Below are 16,601 nucleotides of genomic sequence, written 5' to 3'. Positions count from 1 at the left end.
GCTTCAGTGGCTCGCCTGCTTGGCCGGGTCTTTCACGCGCTCGAACTTGTCGAACTCGACGTTGACCAGCGGGCCGCTGGGTCGCTCGGTCTTGCGGATGTAGACCGTCTGCACGATGTCGCGCGTGACCGGGTCGATCTCGACCGGGCCGCGCGGGCTCTCGAACTTCAGCCCCTTGAGGGCTTCCATGACCTTGTCGCCCGAGGTGTCGCCGCCCGTCTTCGCCAGCGCAAGCTCCAGCGCTGCCAGCGCGTCATAGGCCGTCACGGCGAAGTAGTTGGGGCGCAGTTGGTTGCCGAACTCGGCGGCGAAGTCCTTCACGAACTTCTGGTTCTTCGGCGAAGCATGCGCATAGGAGTAGTGGTGGCTCGTGACCAGGCCCAGCGCGACGTCCCCCATCGCTTCGAGGTAGCTGTCGTCCGTCGCGTCGCCCGTGGCGTAGAGCTTGATGCCGGCCTGTCCCATGCCGCGCTCCTTCCACACCTTGAGGAACGCCGGGGGCATCACGCCGGACGGAAAGAAGAAGAACACCGCCTGCGGCTTGGCGTCCTTGATGCGCTGCACGTAGGCCGAGAAGTCGGGGTTGTTCATCGGCGTGCGCACCTCCCCCACCACCTTGCCCCCCGCCGCGGTGAAGGCCTTCTTGAAGGCGGCCTCGGCGTCCTGCCCGGACGCATAGTCCGCCACCACGGTGTAGGCTTCCTTCACGCCGTCCTTGGCCATCCAGCGCGCCATCGGCTCGGTGACCTGTTGCACGGTGAATGACAGCCGTGCGACGTAGGGGGAGCTGGTCGTGATGCCCGATGAGGCCGCATTCATCACGAGGGTGGGCACCTTGGCTTGCGTCGCGACCGCGGCCACTGCGTAGGCGTTGGGGCTGAAGTCCAGGCCGGTCAGGACGTTCACCTTGTCGCGGACGACAAGCTCCTGCGCGATGCGCTTGGCCGCGTCCGGTGCCGGCCCGGCCGTGTCCTTCTTGATGATTTCCACAGGGCGGCCCGCGATCTTGCCGCCGTGCTCCTTGAGGTAGAGCGCAATGCCGCTGTCGAACTGGCGGCCGTAGTCGGCATAAGGCCCCGAGTACGTCGCGATCAGACCGATGCGCAGTGGAGCATCCGCGGCGTGTGTGGTGGCCGGGCCTGCGAGGCAGGCCACCAGGGCCGTTGCAAAAAGGGCGCGTCTGTTGATCATGGGTTGTCTCCGTTGGGGGTGTGTTGTCCGGCGATCCGGCAGGGGATGCGAAGGCGCCGCGCACGGCGCCCGAGCTCATGCGGCCGCCACGAGGCTCTTGAGATCGACCGATTCGTCCGCGAGGAGCTGCGGCGCGATGCGGGCTGCGCTGGCGATCAGCTTGCGGCTTTGCATGTGCTCGGCGGGGCGGTTGACCGAATGCGCCGCGGCCACGGCCCCGTCGCGCAGGTAGAAGAGGGTGAAGCGGTCCGTGGCCGTGTCGCCGCGCAGCACCGTCGTGTCGCCGCTCGCGGGCAGGCCGGCCATCTGGAACTTGAGCTCGAACTGGTCGCTCCAGAACCAGGGCACTCCGGTGAAGGGCTGCTCCCGATCCACCAGGACGGCGGCGGCGGCCCGCGCGCCGTCATTGGCCGCCTGGATCGACTCCAGCCGCAGGTGCACGGCGCGGCCGCCCGGCACCGCTGGCATCGCCATGTTGGCCACGTCGCCGGCCGCTAGTACGCGGGGGACCGAGCTGCGCCCCGACGCGTCGACCAGGATGCCGTTGCCGGTGGCGATCCCCGCCTGCTCGGCCAGGTCGGTGTTCGGCAGCACCCCGGTGCCGAGCACTGCCATGTCGCACTCGATGTGCGTGCCATCATCGAGCTCGACCGCATCGATGCGGCCTTGCTTGCCGTGCAGCTGGCGCACGCCGCGCCCCGTCACCAGCGAGACGCCACGCCGGCGGTGCGCGGCGGCCACGTACTCGGACATCGGCGCCGGGAACACGCGTGCCAGCAGGCGCGGCTGGCTCTCGATGACCGTCACGTCCGCTCCTCGGGTGCTCAACGCCGAGGCGACTTCCAGGCCGATGAAGCCGCCCCCGATCACGCAGGCCCGCTTCGACCGGGCCAGCGCACCGGCCACGCCGAGCGCGTCGTCCAGGGTGCGCAGGTTGAACACGCCTTCGAGCCCGGTGCCCGGCACGGACAGGGGCCGGCATCGCGCACCGGTGGCCAGCGCGAGCCAACCGTAGGGCTGCACCGTCCCGTCATCGAAGGTCACGGTGCGCTCGCGGGTATCGAGCGCCGTTGCCCGAAGCCCGAGCCGCAGGTCGATGTCGTTCTGCGCAAAGAAGTCTGGGCCGCGCAGCTCGAGCCGGTCGACCGGGGTCTTGCCCGTCAGCAATCCCTTGGACAGCGGTGGCCGCTGGTAGGGCGCGTGGCGCTCGTCGCCGACCATGACGATGGGGGCCTCGAAGCCGAGCTCGCGGGCGCTTGCCGCGAGCTGTGTGCCCGCGTAGGACGCGCCCACGATCACCAGAGGGGCTTGCGTTGCCATGGTCAGGCCTGGCTCTGGGGAATGCGCACCGTCAGGCCGTCGAGCTCGGCCGTCATGGCGATCTGGCAGCTCAGGCGGCTGCCTCGCAGGCGCTCGGAGGCCACGCCGTCGAGCAGCTCGCTCTCCATGTCGTCGGGTGGTGTCAGGCGGTCGATGAAGGTGTCATCGACATAGACGTGGCAGGTGGCGCAGGAGCAGCTGCCGCCGCACTCGGCGTCGATGCCGCGCACGTTGTGGTGGATCGCGGTCTCCATCACGCTCGCGCCGGGCTTGGCCTCGATGCTGCGCGTGCTGCCGTCCTTGAGGATGTAGTGGATCGTGGGCATGGTGGTCAAAACAGGTCAAAGTACTCGCGCTGTTCCCACTCGCTCACTTCGAGGTTGAAGCGGGCAATCTCTGCTTCCTTGATGGCGCAGTAGTGGGCTACGAAGGCCGGGCCGAGCTGCTCGACCAGCGTCGCATCCGCGCGCAGGCAGCCGAGGGCGTCGGCCAGGGAACGCGGCAGGGGCTCGGCGGGCGTCTCGTAGGGCGCGTCAGCCGAGGGCCCCGGGTGCAGTTCGCGCTGGATGCCGTCCAGGCCGGAGAACAGCTGTGAAGCCAGGTAGAGGTAGGGGTTTGCCGTCGGCTCGCCGATGCGGTTCTCGATGCGGGAGGCGTTCTGCCCCACGCCGCCGAGCACGCGCAGCATCGCGCCGCGGTTGTCGCGGGCCCAGCTGGCGCGGTCGGGTGCCAGCGAGAACGGCCGGTAGCGGCGGTAGCCGTTGATGGTGGGGCTCGCCAGCGCGGCGGTGCCGCAGGCATGCGCCTTCAGCCCGGCAAGGTAGTGCATGCCCAGATCGCTCAGGGCCTGGCCCTCGCGTTCCGGCACGAAGGCGTTGGTGCCGTCCTTGCGGCTGCGCAGGGACTGGTGCAGGTGCCAGCCGCTGGACATCACGTTGGGGATGCGCGGCCGGCACATGAAGGTCGCGTGATAGCCGTTGCGTTGGCAAATCTGCTTGACGGCGCTGCGCAGCAGCACCATCGTGTCGGCCGGCATGAGCCCCGCGGTCGGGCCGAAGACGAGTTCGAACTGGCTGGGGCCGAACTCCACCTCCAGCGAGTGCAGCGGCAGCTCCAGCGCGCTCAGTTGCGAGCGCAGCAGCTCCATCAGGCCGTCGACGCGGTCGTAGCGCTGTTCGGTGAGGTACTGGTGCCCGTGCGACAGCAGCGACACGCGTGGTGGCTCGCCCGGCTGGCCCGAATCGGCGAGACGCATGTTCGGATCGTCGAGCTTGAAGACGTGGAACTCGACTTCGAGGCCGGCGACGAACTCCAGGCCCAGGGCTTCGGCCTGGCGCAACGCCCGCTGCAGGACCTGGCGCGTGCCCAGCGGGCACGGCTTGCCGTCGGGCATGTAGGCGTCGCACAGCACCCAGCCCGTGCGGGGCGACCAGGGCAGGGTGCGGAAGGTGCAGGGGTCGGGCACGATCACGAAGTCGGCGCCGCCCTGCAGGCCTTCGACGCCAAAGCCGCCGCCCGCGGAGAAGACCGGGAACACTGTCTTGTGCGAGGTGTCCTTGCCCAGCAAGGTGGAAGTCAGGTTCACGCCCTCGCGCAGCGCCCCGCGCGCTGCGCTGGCAACCAGTGTCTTACCGCGCAGGACGCCGTGCTGGTCGGGCCAGGCGAAGCGAACCACGTCCACGTCACCTGCGTCGAGGCGGCCGATGACGTCCGTGGCCTGGGCTTCCTGCTGCGGGCTCCACAGCCCGTGGCGATCTACAAACGTAGCCATTTGCCCTCCGCCTGCTCAGGCCGCCAGGCGAGCCGACGCCCAGTCGGACTTCCGGCGTCGTTCCAGGTCCGCGTCCTGGCAATAGCTGCTTGCCTTGTGCGCCAGGGCGACGCCGTCGATGGACGGCGGCCCCGTGAAGGTGCTCGTCTGGCCCGCGGCGGGCAGCATCGGCGGCGCCTCGCCGGCCTGCGTGCGCTCGATGGCGTTCACGAGCAGGCGGCGGTAGGCGATGATGGCCTTGTCGGTCGTGCCCAGGTGCTCGCGGGTGCGGTCCTGAATCGGCCCCTGCGACTCGCAGGCCCACTGGTCGTGCACGTTGATGTCCGTGCCCATGCCGGTGTACGTGGCGCCGAGCTGCTCCTCGACGCTGTAGCCGTAGTCGTTGTGCTTGTTCCTGCGCGAGGTGTAGTGGGGCAGCTCGATGGTGGCCAGGCGCTGCTCGCGCATCTGCTGCTTGTCCACCGGCCCGGTGAAGCTGGTGAAGATGGCGTACCAGTAGCAGTGCGTGTCATCGACGGGCACGTGCCATTGGGAGATGGTCATCTCCGAGCTCATCGGGATGACGAAGGCCTGCGGGAAGACGAGGTTGGTGACCCGCACGTGCGTCTGCTCCTCGGAGATCTTGCGCAGCGTGGTCAGCCGCATGCCGTAGGGTGCGGGCTCGACCTGGATGTCGGGCCGGTCGTACTCGCGCAGCACCTTGGTGATGGCCAGCTCGGAGTCGGCCGAGGCGCCGCGGAACTGCTTGCCGTAGCTCTCGGCGGTGTCCTCGTCCTCGAAGAAGCGGTGCAGGAACGAGGCGTGGGCCGGATCGATCCCCACTTCGAGCGCCTGCAGCCAGTTGCACTCCCACAGCCCCTTGAAGGCGAAGGTGTGGCTTTCCGGGGCGACGAAGCAGTCGAACTCGGGAAAGGCCGGCGGCTCGCCCTCGCCCAGGTACGCGAAGACGACACCGCTTTTCTCGACCACGGGGTACGCGCCCTGCTTGATCCGGGTGCAAAGCTTGCTGCCGGCCGGCTCGGCCGGCGTCTCCAGGCAGGCGCCCTTCCCGTCGAAGAGCCAGCCGTGGAACGGGCAGCGCAGCCCGCCGTGCTCCAGCCGGCCGAAGGCCAAGTCGGCGCCGCGATGCGGGCAGTCGCGGTCGAGCAGCCCCAACTGGCCGTTCTCGTCGCGGAACAGCACCAGCTCCTGCCCCATGAGCTGGAGCGCTTTGAGCGGCCGCGGCCCGGCGAGCTCCTCTGCAAGTGCCACGGGCTGCCAGTACCGGCGCAGCAGCGTCCCGGCTGCAGTGCCGGGGCCGACGTGGGTCATGAGGTCGTTCTGGTGTTGACTGATCATCGAGATCTCCGTTCTGGGGAATGGGGGTGTGACCGCTGGGCTGCGCTGGCAGCGCGGCTCCTGGCGGTCAGCCGTTGAGCTGCACGCAAGGCCTGGTGAATTCACCTCCGACCACGGCACGCGCAAAGAAGTAGTCGTTCCTCGCGGATTCGCTCAGCGAGTCGATGTCGACCTGTCCCTTGGCGTCACAAGGGAAGACCAGGGCGCGACCACCTTCATCCAGAGCGTTGAACCGCAGCTGGTAGGAGCGGTCCTTCCGTGAAGGCGAAGGAGCATTCATGGTGATCTCCAGGTACATGCAATTGCATGCAGCTGCATTCAGTATGGATGCCGTCTTGCTGTATATCAACCCGGAAAATTCAGCGTTTACCCTTAGATTTGTCGATTTCAGGCGCCGCTGAACCAGCATTTTTGCCTTCAAGAGGCTTAGATGCATGCAGCTTGTATGCGAAAACGAGAAGACTGCTTGGTTCCGATGTCGAGTGCATGCGATCATTGGGAACACAGGAGCCATGTATGGAGTCGACACAGTCCCGAGTTCTCGTTCAGCTACGCGACCTGATCCTCAAGGGCGGATTTGCACCCGGTGAGCGGCTGGCCGAGATTCCACTGGCCGAACGGCTGGGTGCGTCCAGAACGCCGGTGAAACTGGCACTGGCGACGCTGGAGCACGAGGGCCTCATCGAGTCGTCGCCTGGTGGCGGCTACCAGATGCGCAGGTTCACCGCTCGCGAAGTCTCTGACGCGATCCTCGTGCGCGGTCTGCTAGAAGGATTCGCGGCGCGGACCATCGCGGAACATGGCCTCTCGCGGCAACTCGCCCGGGAGCTCCACGAGTGCCTGGAGGTCGGCGACAAGGCCGTCGAGAAGCCCTCCATGGATCTGGACGACTACGCCGCGTATGTCGAGATGAACAACCGCTTCCATGAGCTGCTCGTCGATGGCTGCGGCAACACGGCGCTGGCGCGCGCCATCGACATGCTCAACGGACTACCCTTTGCCGCAGCGAGCGCGATGCTGCCCATGCAATCCTCTATCGACGAGGGCCACCAGGCGATGCAGCTGGCGCACCGCCAGCACCATGCGCTCGTTCAGGCCCTGGAGCGGGGACAGGGCTTCAGGGCGCAAGCGCTGTGCGAGGAGCATGTGGAGGTTGCCCGCATGAATCTCGACCTCGCGATCGACCGACCGGAGGTTGCTGCGCAAGTGTTGCCTGGCATTGCGCTTGTCGACGCTGGTGGCCGAGGGGCGCGCAGCCGTCGGGCCACGGAGTCGGCTGTAGCGAGCCGGCCGGATAAGCCCAGCGGCTCGAACCCTCTCAAGGGTCAGCCATCGCCGTGAAGGCATTTCACTTCAATGGCGCGCTCACGCGGGGCCATTGTTCTCGGAATGCGCTTGCGCTGCAGCCGCGCATCCGGCTCACGCGACAAAACGTGAATCTCTATGGCGTGCGACGCTGCGGCGGTCGAGTTCCGGAGGGCGTCACGGCCGCGGGGAGCAGGTCTGCGATTGTCTGGCGCAGCCACAGACTGGCTGGATCTCGGTGGTAGCGAGCATGCCAATGCTGCTTGACCGCGTACGTTGGAAGATCGAAGGGCGGCGGCAACTGGCGGATTGGTTCCCGAGCCAACGTCACATCGGCATAGTGCCGCGGCACCGTGGCGATCAGCTCCGTTTCACCGACGATCTGCGCCACCGCCAGGAAGCTCGGTACACGCAGCCCAATGTGGCGCGTCACTCCATGGGCCTCAAGGCAGCGGTCGACAAGCGTCCCGTGGCCGGTTCCGGGCGTTACCACCACCACGTGACGCTCGTTCGCGTATGCGGCGGCGGTCAGCTTGCCGCGGATGCGCGGGTGTGAGCGGCTGACGAGGCATACGAAGTCCTGCTCGAACAATGCTTGCTGGTAGAAGCTGGCATCAATCTGCGGGATGTAGCCGACAGCCAGGTCCACAGTCCCCTCCTCGAGTCGGCGTGGCGTGTCGCCACCGATTTTCTCGGCTTCGATGGACACCGAGGGTGCGCGGGACTGTAGGTGGTTCAGCAGCCGCGGCAGAAAAGCGATCTCGCCCAGATCGGTCATGCACAGCCGAAAGACGCGTTGCGCACGCGCCGGATCGAACGTCGCCGGGGTATTGCGCGCCGCCTGCAGCCGCTCGCGGATCTCGCGGATGACCGGGTGCAGCGCATCGGCTCGGGGCGTCGGCAATACGCCGCGGGACGTGCGAGTGAACAGCTCGTCGCCGTAGTAGCCGCGCAGCCGGGTCAGCGCGGTGCTGGCCGCCCCCTGCGTGATGCCCAGCTTCTCGGCTGCTCGCGACACGTTTCGAAGCTGGTAGGTCTCGTCAAAGACGTCGAGCCACTGCAGGTCAAGGGTCGCCACGAGGTGCCTCCGGAAGTCGTTCGCCTGGCGATATCGAAAATCCAGATGGATGGTATCTGCGTCCCCGTTTGCCGAGATATCGGGTCTGCTCGAACATTGGACACAACTCACAGGAGATGCGCGTGACGCCTGTCCAACCTTTTCGCCCGAGCCGACGGGCCGTTCTTGCCACCATCCTCGGCCTCTGCAGTGCTGCTTCGTTCGCGCAAGGTGCACCAGCGTTTCCGACCAAACCGGTGACCGTGATCACCACGTTTTCGGCGGGCAGTGGCCCGGACGCCATGATGCGCGCCGCCGGCGAGAAGCTCGCGGCGACATGGAAGACCCCGGTCATCATCGAGAACCGCCCCGGCGGTGCCGGACTCATCGCCATCCAGGCGGCCCAGGGGGCAACCGCCGATGGTCATACGCTGTTGATGCACGATGGGGACGCCCTGAGCGCGCTGCCCAGCCTCTTCCCGAGCCGCGGTCTTCGGCTGCTCGAAACCTTCGATCCGGTGGGTGTTCTCTACACCACGCCGTTCTTCGTCGTCGTCGCCTCGAACTCCACTTGGAAGAGTGTGGGTGACTTGTTGGCGGCATCGCGCAAGGCGCCGGAGAAGACAACGTACGGCACCTGGGGCGTTGGTAGCGCCGCCCACCTGCACTCCGCAGCGTTGCTCGGCCTGGCAGGCGCCCGGATGACCCACGTCCCGTACAAGGAAATGAGCCTGCTGTACACGGGCGTCAGCACGGGAGAGATCGACTGGGCGTTGGGCGCCATGGCGTCGACCCAGTTTGCGTACCAGTCTGGCAGGGTGAAATACCTGGCGGTTGCGCGACCGTCGAGGCTGACCAGCTTTCCGGAGGTGCCAACGGTCGCGGAGGCCGGCGGTCCTGCTGGCTTCGAGGCCAGCGGTTTCGTGGCGCTCCTGCTGCCCAAGGGGGCACCCCAGGCCATCGCCGACAAGATCAACAAAGATTTGCAGGCTGCCTTGGCGAGTCCGGAACTGCGTGCCCGCTACAAGACATTCAACTTCGATGTTGCTCCGCTGAGCCCCATCGAAACCCGGCGGCTGCTCGAGGCCCGGACCAGCACGTATGCGCAGGTCGCCCGTCAGAACAACATCAAGCTTGACTGAGGAGCACTAGCAATGACGGACAACAGCCCGGCGGGGGATGCAATCTGGCAATGGAGCGCGACGCAGATCGCTCACGCCGTTCGTGCGGGCGAGGTCTCGTGCGTGGAGGTTCTCGACAGCTTCTACAGGCGAATCGATGACGTGAATCCCAGCCTCAACGCCATCGTCTACATGGACCGCGAGCAAACGATGCAGGAGGCGATAGAGGCGGATCGCCTGCGAAGCAGAGATCCGGCCGCGCTCGGTCCATTGCATGGCGTGCCAGTGAGCATCAAGCTCAACGCGGATGTGGCCGGACAAGCAACGTCCAATGGCGTGACCGCCTGGAGGGACCGTATCGCACCGGCGGACAGTGCGGTCGTTTCAAACCTGCGCCGCGCGGGTGCCCTGATCGTTGGAAGGACCAACGTTCCTCCGTTCTCGTTTCGGTGGTTCACGGAGAACCCGATGCACGGCAGGACCTTGAACCCCTGGCGGCCTGACATCACTTGCGGTGGATCGAGCGGCGGGGCCGCCGTTTCAGTGGCCGCAGGCATGTGTGCGTTGGCACATGGGACGGATATTGCCGGTTCGATCCGCTATCCCGCCTACGTGTGTGGCGTTGCCGGTCTGAAACCGACGCCCGGTCGCATCCCGGCGCTGAATCCCTCGGTTGAACGGCGCTTCATGGGGCTTCAGCTCTTCTCTTCGCAGGGTCTGCTGGCCCGTCGGGTAGAGGACGTCGAATTGGGACTGCGCTCCATGGCCCGCGATGGGCACATGGACCCGACGTGGACGGACGTGCGCCTGGATTTCGACGACGACACGCAACCGGTACGGGTTGCGTTGGTAGACAGCGTGCCTGGAGCACGCGTAGCTCCGCAAGTGAACGCGGTCTTGAGCCAGGCCGCCGAGGCTCTGGAGAGCGCCGGCTACAGCGTCGAGACAGCGTCCCCGCCGGACCTTGTTCAAGCCCTGGATCTTTGGCTGACCATCGTCATGACGGATGTCGAGCTCTGGATGATGTCAGCCGTCGACGCGACCAACGATCCAGCCATCATCTCGTCGGTACGCTCGATGTCCGCGTGCATGCCCTCCAGAGAGCCGTACGCCTATGCGAAGGCGCTTGCACAACGGGACGTGCTTCGGCAAGAGTGGGCACGGTTTCTTGAGCGATATCCGATCGTCCTGATGCCGACGTCCTGCCGGACACCGATGCCCTGGGATGAGGATCTTCAAGGCGAGGAGCGGATGCGACAGCTGCTGCTCGATCAAAGCACGTTGATCGGTCCCGCGGCCATGAGCCTGCCGGGACTCAACGTGCCGATCGGAATGTCAGATGGTCATCCTGTTGGAGTGCAGCTGCTCGGCGCAGCGTTCCGCGAACGCAGGCTGCTGGTGGCGGGTCGGATTCTGGAACAGGTCTGTGGTTTCCCATCCCTCCACGGTGCGCGCCGGCTCAGCTAAGGTAGAACTCCAGTTGCGCGAACGGGCCAGCGAGTTCCGTCAGGCGGGTTCGCAACCGATCCCTGTCGCCGGCCTCGCGCCATGCATGGCGGCCTCCATGGGTGGTTGCGATTGGGCCGTCCGCCGCGCCGACGGCAGTCGTGGGACACAACGGTCCGCGCATCTGGAGGCGGTGGCCGCGCCCGGCCCACGAGCCAAGGCCAGCGCCGGCATCCGGCCGCGTGCCGCAGGGATGCAACAGCGCCGCGCGCTCCAACGGCCTTAGCCCCGCAGGGACACGATGGCGTAGGATGGCTTCGTGCAGAGGGACCGCTCGCGGCGCCGCCCGCCGGCGCATCGCGTACGCTTGGTATGGAGGATGGGAGGGGCAGGATGATGAAATGCCTGCCGTTGCTTGCTGTCGCAGGTCTTGCTGCCGTGTCCTCGCATGCGCATGCACGTGCGCATGGTGGTGGACTGGATGCTGAGGGCTGCCACCACGACCGCAAGACCGGCGACTACCACTGCCACCGTGCACAGGCGGCGCCCTCGCCACCCCCGACGAGCCAGGCGTCCGGTACCCAGACCGTACGGGGCACCGAGCCCATGCCTGCCTCACCCGGATCTGCGGCTTGCCATGTCGGACCCCGCGGCGGGACCTACACCATCACGAGCAGCGGCAGGAAGAACTACGCGGGCTGCTGATGTGCCCCTGCCGGACTTGGTCGGGGACACCAGGACGGCCGCTGCAGCCAGCCATGGCAGCTGCTCGCGCGTTTCAGTCGTTGGGGGAGAGGCCGGGCAGGAACTCGATGCCGGTACGCCGCACGAGCTCGGCGTAGGTGAGGGGCTTGCCCGCGCGTGCCTCGTTGCTGTTCTCGCTCCAGTGGACCCAGGCCCGGTTCGCCTGCTGGTCGTAGACCAGCTTGAAAAGGTGCGAAGGCACCCACACCCGGCCGGGGCCGATGACCTGTGCGCCGCTGGCGCCGTACACCGGTCCGGTGAAGACATAGACCGCGCCCTTGGCGCGGCGCACGTAGCGCCGGGTGTCGTTTTCAAGCCCAGCCCACAGCTTGCGATTGTTCTCGGGGGCCTGCGGGACCATGTTGGCCAGGCTGAAGGACTGCGCCATGGCCTGCGCCGTGGGCATGTCCGCCGCGGGCGCCATGTGGCCGCGGTCGTAGCCGCTGCCTTTGTAGTCCTCCAGCGTGGCGCGCTCGGCGCTGGGCAGGCGCGCGTCGGCAAAGAACTTGTTCGTGCGCTCCTCGTCGGCGGCGTCGTCCAGCTGCGCCGCGGTGAGCTTTTCAACTACAAACACGGGCGTCTTGCTGCGGCCCGAGTGCAGCACCGCGAAGGCGTCGAAACACAGGTCGCGCGGCTGGCGCTGTTGCAGCTCCGGTACCCGAGGCAGCACGCCAGGAAAGAACTGGCGGCACTGCTCGAACCCCGTTACGGAGTCCGCTGCTGACGCGGCAGCCGGAGCCTGTTTTGGCGCCGCGCCGGGCAGCGTGCCCTTGTCGCAGCCCGTCAGGGCCAGTGCGCACACTGCGGCCAGCAAAAAAGTCAGGGGCTTCGTCATCATCACCTGCGCAGGCGGCTGCAGCAAGAGCAGCAGGCATTCGTGCCGGACGCCATCCTTGCTCAAACTTCATACTGCGTGTTGTTTAATTTAAATTAATTATAGTCGCGGAACATGTTCAAATAACGCTTATGCCACGCGCCCCGAAGATCACCAGCGAGATGCCTCAGCCGATCACACAGGCGCTGTCGTCGCTGGGCGCGAACCTGCGCCTGGCGCGTGAGCGCCGGGGCATGACGATCCGCGATCTGGGCGCTCAGATCAACGTTTCGGCGCCGACCATCATCAAGCTCGAGCGCGGCGACCCGTCGGTGTCGATGGCGATCTACGCCGCGGCGCTGCATCTCTACGAACGCCTGGAGTGGTTGCCTGACCTGGTGGATCCGCAGTTCGATCGCGAGGCGCTGCGCATCGAGCTTGCCGGTATCCGGCCCAGGCCGGGACGCCGGCGGTGAACCCGCTCGGTCAGCCGGCCAAAGCCAAGGTAACTGCGCCCCAACGCTTCTCAAGCCGCGTGCGAAGCACTGCTGCCACGCCGGCCGCGGCGGTGCGAATGGCTCGGCCGACAACGGCGCCGGGACTTGCTCAAGGCCTCGACTTGCCGCGCTCCTGGTCGGTGCCCGCGAGCTGCGTGCGCGTGCAGGTGTGGTTGCCGCCCGAGCTGGCACAGCAGGTGCGGGAGCTGGATACGCAGGCACTCGAGTGCGCCAAGGCTGGGTCTCGAACCTGAATTCGCCGCGTTCACGAGGGTGGCGCGTCAATCCGGATGAGGAGCTTGACCTCGATCGACGCGCGTCAAGCTGCCCTCCTGTCGCAGAAACGTCACATCCCTACCGCAGGCCCGCAGTTCCCGCTCCGGCGTCGCCGGGTAGGCCGACGCCGCCGGTATGCGGCCAGGAGCAAAGTGAACCGCCGGCCCATGACGGCGAATCTCACGCATGAAGAGCGTCGGCGGCTGGGGGCTTGCGGGCGCCAGCCGGCCGGTCATCCCGGCTACACGCGGTCATGCCGAGGCGGCCGAGCGACGCGAGAAAAGAACCACCCTGGTGTCCTCGGCGCACAGCGCGCTGTAGTCCATGACTTCTGCCCGGGTCCTGGAGGGCAGTACCCGGCGGTGTTCCTCCAGGCCATCCACGTGCAGATACGTGCGACGCATCGGTGCATGAAACACTGTTGTTTGTTGAGCTACTGCAGTAGCAACGGATGGTTGCATATCGGTTACAGTCAAAGCCAGCCGCCAGCCTGAGTTCGCGACAACCGTAGCAGAGGACTGGCAAACAAGTTGCCGCAGGAACAGACGCTGTCGGGTGCTGGTTGCCTGGGGCTTGATCCAGGACTTGGTACCTGCGTGTTCGCATCTCAATCCGCATGATCCAGGTACCTCGCCAGGAACCCGCTGCAGGCGCAATGCTCGACGATGTACCCGAGCAACTGCACCTGGCTGTGCGGGCGTGTCGATCGGCGCTGGATGAGATCCAGGAAGTGTTGTTCCTGACGGATGCACGCGGGCGCTTCACGTTTCTGACGCCGTCTTGGACAGACCTTTTCGGACACGATGTGCACAGCACGCTGGGCGCGCGCTGCGCAGGCTACCTCCTGCCCGAGGATCAGGCACGCTATCGGACGCTTGTGCGCAGCCTCGTTCGCCATCCGCACGAGCGCCACTGCTACGCTATCCGAGGCATTGCCAGTGATGGCTCGGTGCGCCGGGTGGAGGGCCGAGTTCGGCTGATGCGCGACGGGCAGGGCGCCATCGTGGGCGCCTGCGGCACGCTGCAGGACTGCACAGAGCGACACCAGGAACGGCAGCGGATGCAGTTGGCGGCCAGCGTGTTTGAAGGGGCCCAGGAGTGCATTGTCATTACGGATGCGCACTCACACATTGTCGAGGTGAATGAAGCCTTCATCGCGCACACGGGCTATGCGCGTGAGCAGGTGATAGGACGCCGCCCGACCCTGCTGGCCAGCGGGCGCCATGACAAGCGGTTCTATCGCCAGATGTGGGCGAGCCTGCGGCAGGCAGGTCAGTGGAGCGGCGAGATCTGGAACCGCCGTGCCGACGGCGAGCTGGTTGCGGAGCGCGTGCGCATCCGCACCGTGCTGTCGCCCGAGGGCCAGCCCACGCATTACGTGGCCTTCTACAACGACGTCACAAGGCTCAAGCGCCAGCAGGAAGACCTGGCACGGCTGGCACACTTTGATGCCCTCACCGGGCTGCCCAACCGCGTGCTGGCGCTGGACCGGTTGGGGCAACTCATTGCCTTGGCCGAGCGGCAGGGACAGCGGGTGGCCGTATGCCAGCTCGACCTTGACGATTTCAAGACGGTCAACGACACCCTTGGCCACGGTGCCAGTGACGGACTGCTGTTGCAGGTTGCTCGCCGCCTGAGCCAGGCCTTGCGTGCCAGCGACACCGTGGCCCGCGTGGGCGGTGATGAATTCGTGCTCCTGCTGGCCAACGTTGGCAGCACCGCCGCGCTGGAGCCGCTGCTGCAGCGCGTGCAGCAGACGCTGGCACAACCCTATGCACTGGACGGTCAGCCGCCGCGCATGACGGCGAGTCTTGGCTTGGCGCTGTATCCGCAGCATGGTGACACGCCGGAGCACCTGCTGCGCGCGGCCGACCAGGCGATGTACCGTGCCAAGCGGCTGGGCAAGAACCGCATCTGCATGGCTGACGACGACACCGCTCATGGCGTTTCCCCCGAGGCCGCGCTGCTTGACGAGCTGCGACAGGCGCTGGCCAGGGGACAGCTGTGCCTGCACTACCAACCCAAGGTCTGTGCACGAACGGGCACCGTTCTCGGGGCGGAGGCGCTCGTGCGCTGGCAGCATCCGCAGCGCGGTTTGCTGCCGCCAGGCGCATTTCTGCCGATCGTCGTCGGGACACCGCTGGAAGTCCAGCTCGACCTGTGGGTGATCTGTGCCGCGGTGGCGCAGTGGGCGCGCTGGCGCTCGCAAGGCCGGGCACTGCACATGAGCATCAACGTCTCGCCGGGCACGCTGGTCCTGCCGGAGTTGGCCAACACCGTGGCCGCCATCGTGCGCAGTGCCGAACAGGCCGCAGGCGGTGTCCAGGGCGGTATCGAGCTGGAAGTTCTGGAAACCGCGGCCCTGGACGATCTTGACGCAGCCGGCCGTGCCATCGAGGCGTGCGCTCGCCAAGGCATCTCCTTCGCGCTGGACGACTTCGGCACGGGCTACTCCTCGTTGCGCTATCTGCGCAAGCTGCCGGTGCGCACGCTCAAGATCGACCGCAGCTTCGTGAGCAACATGCTGTCGGACCAGGGCGACCTGCACATCGTGCGGGCCGTGATCGGCCTGGCCCAGGCTTTCGGCGTGCGCACGGTAGCCGAAGGCGTGGAAACGGCCGAGCATGCGCGCAAGTTGGCCGAGTTGGGATGCGAGCAGCTGCAGGGCTACGGCATCGCACGTCCCATGCCAGCGCAGGCGCTGGAGGCGTGGCTGGACCGCCAGCCGCAAGAGCCGCAGGACCCCGTGCAGGGAGCATAGGTGCCGGTCCCTGACCGCCTGTACAGGACATCACGGTCGCTACCAGCACTCGCGATGCCATGGCCCGGGTGTACTTTTCTTTTCGGCCGCCTTCTTGGGTGGTTCGGTGGCCTTGGCCGATATCTTCTTGGTCAGGGTCGCGGACACCTGCGTGGCAGCATCCTTTCCGGCCCAGGGTACTGTCCAGCAGTCGGTGCCGATGGCGCTGTCAAACAGTTTTGTCAGCGCGAATGCTCGGTTCATTACTCGGTTGCTGCCCGGTCGCGTATTCCTTGAGACGGTTGTAGAGCGTTTTCATGCTCACCTGCAGCACGGCTGCCGTCTGCTCCTTGTGCTGCTTGCAGTGATGCAACGTGGCAAGAATGAGCTGCTGCTCCATCTCCGCCATTGACGTGCCGATCTTGATGGTGACAACAGGCTCGGCGCCGTAGGCCATAGCAAGGCGGTCGCTGGGCAGCCACTCGTCGTTGATGTGCTCGCCCTCGGCCATCACGAAGGCGCGCTGCACCACGTTGCGCAGCTCGCGCACGTTACCCGGCCAGCGGTACGCGGCAAGCTTCTCCAGCGCCGCGGGCGTGAAGCGCTTGCGCACGCTCTCGCGCTCGCATACCGCGGCCAGGAAGTGCTCGGCCAGCAGCGGCACGTCGCTGGAGCGGTCGCGCAGCGGCGGCAGCGCGATCGGGAACACGTTGAGCCGGTAGTACAGGTCCTCGCGCAGCTTGGCGCGAGCCACGGCCTGCTCAGGAGCCCGGTTGGTGGCGGCGATCACGCGCACGTCGGTCTCGATGGGCGTGGTCGAGCCCACGCGCATGAAGGTGCCCGTCTCCAGCACCCGCAGCAGCTTGACCTGCAGCTCCAGCGGCATCTCGGTGATCTCGTCGAGGAACGGCGTTCCGCCGTGAGCGCGCTCGAAGAAGCCCTGGTGCATGCGGTCGGCGCCGGTGAAGCTGCCCTTCTCGT

Annotated in this window: 15 protein-coding genes; 6 read left to right on the top strand and 9 right to left on the bottom strand. The window is 66.6% G+C overall.

The genetic code is table 11. The features are described from left to right. Positions 1-3 precede the first annotated feature (3 nt). The 6 genes from H537_RS0109765 to H537_RS0109740 form a co-directional block, all read right to left on the bottom strand. Entirely contained in the window at positions 4-1,191 is a 1,188-nt protein-coding gene (locus tag H537_RS0109765; RefSeq protein WP_028997774.1) for an ABC transporter substrate-binding protein, read from the bottom strand. Between the two features lie 75 nt (positions 1,192-1,266). Then, on the bottom strand, positions 1,267-2,511 hold the full coding sequence (locus H537_RS0109760; protein ID WP_043458489.1) for an NAD(P)/FAD-dependent oxidoreductase: 1,245 nt from the start codon (positions 2,509-2,511) through the stop codon (positions 1,267-1,269). 2 nt (positions 2,512-2,513) lie between these two features. Further along, positions 2,514-2,837, bottom strand: a complete 324-nt coding sequence (locus H537_RS0109755; protein ID WP_028997772.1) for a 2Fe-2S iron-sulfur cluster-binding protein — start codon at positions 2,835-2,837, stop codon at positions 2,514-2,516. A 5-nt stretch (positions 2,838-2,842) separates the two neighbouring features. Next, a complete protein-coding gene (locus tag H537_RS0109750) occupies positions 2,843-4,282 on the bottom strand; it encodes a glutamine synthetase family protein (RefSeq protein ID WP_028997771.1) in 1,440 nt (479 codons plus the stop codon). A gap of 15 nt (positions 4,283-4,297) precedes the next feature. Next, positions 4,298-5,620 (bottom strand): aromatic ring-hydroxylating dioxygenase subunit alpha, encoded by a 1,323-nt coding sequence (locus H537_RS0109745; protein ID WP_028997770.1) that lies wholly within the window; start codon positions 5,618-5,620, stop codon positions 4,298-4,300. Between the two features lie 67 nt (positions 5,621-5,687). Further along, complete coding sequence (locus H537_RS0109740; protein ID WP_238446644.1) at positions 5,688-5,918, bottom strand: hypothetical protein; 231 nt, start codon at positions 5,916-5,918, stop codon at positions 5,688-5,690. Positions 5,919-6,136: 218 nt separating this feature from the next. Between H537_RS0109740 and H537_RS42100 the strand changes: the two genes are divergently transcribed. Next, on the top strand, positions 6,137-6,961 hold the full coding sequence (locus tag H537_RS42100) for a GntR family transcriptional regulator (RefSeq protein ID WP_084150564.1): 825 nt from the start codon (positions 6,137-6,139) through the stop codon (positions 6,959-6,961). Between the two features lie 100 nt (positions 6,962-7,061). Here H537_RS42100 and H537_RS42095 read toward each other — a convergent pair whose 3' ends face one another. Further along, positions 7,062-8,003: a LysR family transcriptional regulator gene (locus H537_RS42095; protein ID WP_051242289.1), complete on the bottom strand. Its 942-nt coding sequence runs from the start codon at positions 8,001-8,003 to the stop codon at positions 7,062-7,064. Positions 8,004-8,125: 122 nt separating this feature from the next. Between H537_RS42095 and H537_RS0109725 the strand changes: the two genes are divergently transcribed. From H537_RS0109725 to H537_RS56710, 3 genes are all read left to right on the top strand, one after another. Beyond that, a complete protein-coding gene (locus H537_RS0109725; RefSeq protein ID WP_238446643.1) occupies positions 8,126-9,124 on the top strand; it encodes a Bug family tripartite tricarboxylate transporter substrate binding protein in 999 nt (332 codons plus the stop codon). 12 nt (positions 9,125-9,136) lie between these two features. Further along, positions 9,137-10,570 carry an amidase family protein gene (locus tag H537_RS0109720; RefSeq protein ID WP_028997767.1) on the top strand — a complete coding sequence of 478 codons (1,434 nt, stop codon included), beginning with the start codon at positions 9,137-9,139 and terminating at the stop codon, positions 10,568-10,570. An 81-nt stretch (positions 10,571-10,651) separates the two neighbouring features. Next, positions 10,652-11,254: a YHYH domain-containing protein gene (locus H537_RS56710; protein WP_375136317.1), complete on the top strand. Its 603-nt coding sequence runs from the start codon at positions 10,652-10,654 to the stop codon at positions 11,252-11,254. 73 nt (positions 11,255-11,327) lie between these two features. Here H537_RS56710 and H537_RS0109715 read toward each other — a convergent pair whose 3' ends face one another. Next, positions 11,328-12,128: a DNA/RNA non-specific endonuclease gene (locus H537_RS0109715; RefSeq protein ID WP_156901573.1), complete on the bottom strand. Its 801-nt coding sequence runs from the start codon at positions 12,126-12,128 to the stop codon at positions 11,328-11,330. 161 nt (positions 12,129-12,289) lie between these two features. Between H537_RS0109715 and H537_RS0109710 the strand changes: the two genes are divergently transcribed. Continuing rightward, complete coding sequence (locus tag H537_RS0109710) at positions 12,290-12,583, top strand: helix-turn-helix domain-containing protein (protein ID WP_169516981.1); 294 nt, start codon at positions 12,290-12,292, stop codon at positions 12,581-12,583. Between the two features lie 913 nt (positions 12,584-13,496). Then, complete coding sequence (locus tag H537_RS42090) at positions 13,497-15,641, top strand: putative bifunctional diguanylate cyclase/phosphodiesterase (protein WP_084150563.1); 2,145 nt, start codon at positions 13,497-13,499, stop codon at positions 15,639-15,641. A 208-nt stretch (positions 15,642-15,849) separates the two neighbouring features. On the opposite strand, the gene H537_RS57010 is transcribed toward H537_RS42090, so the two are convergent. After that, positions 15,850-16,601: sigma 54-interacting transcriptional regulator (locus H537_RS57010; protein ID WP_441293974.1), on the bottom strand; the 752-nt coding region annotated here is incomplete at its 5' end.

It is taken from the genome of Azohydromonas australica DSM 1124, from assembly GCF_000430725.1.
GTDB classification, from domain to species: Bacteria; Pseudomonadota; Gammaproteobacteria; order Burkholderiales; family Burkholderiaceae_C; genus Azohydromonas; species Azohydromonas australica.
This window is presented reverse-complemented; position numbering and strand designations above follow the sequence as displayed.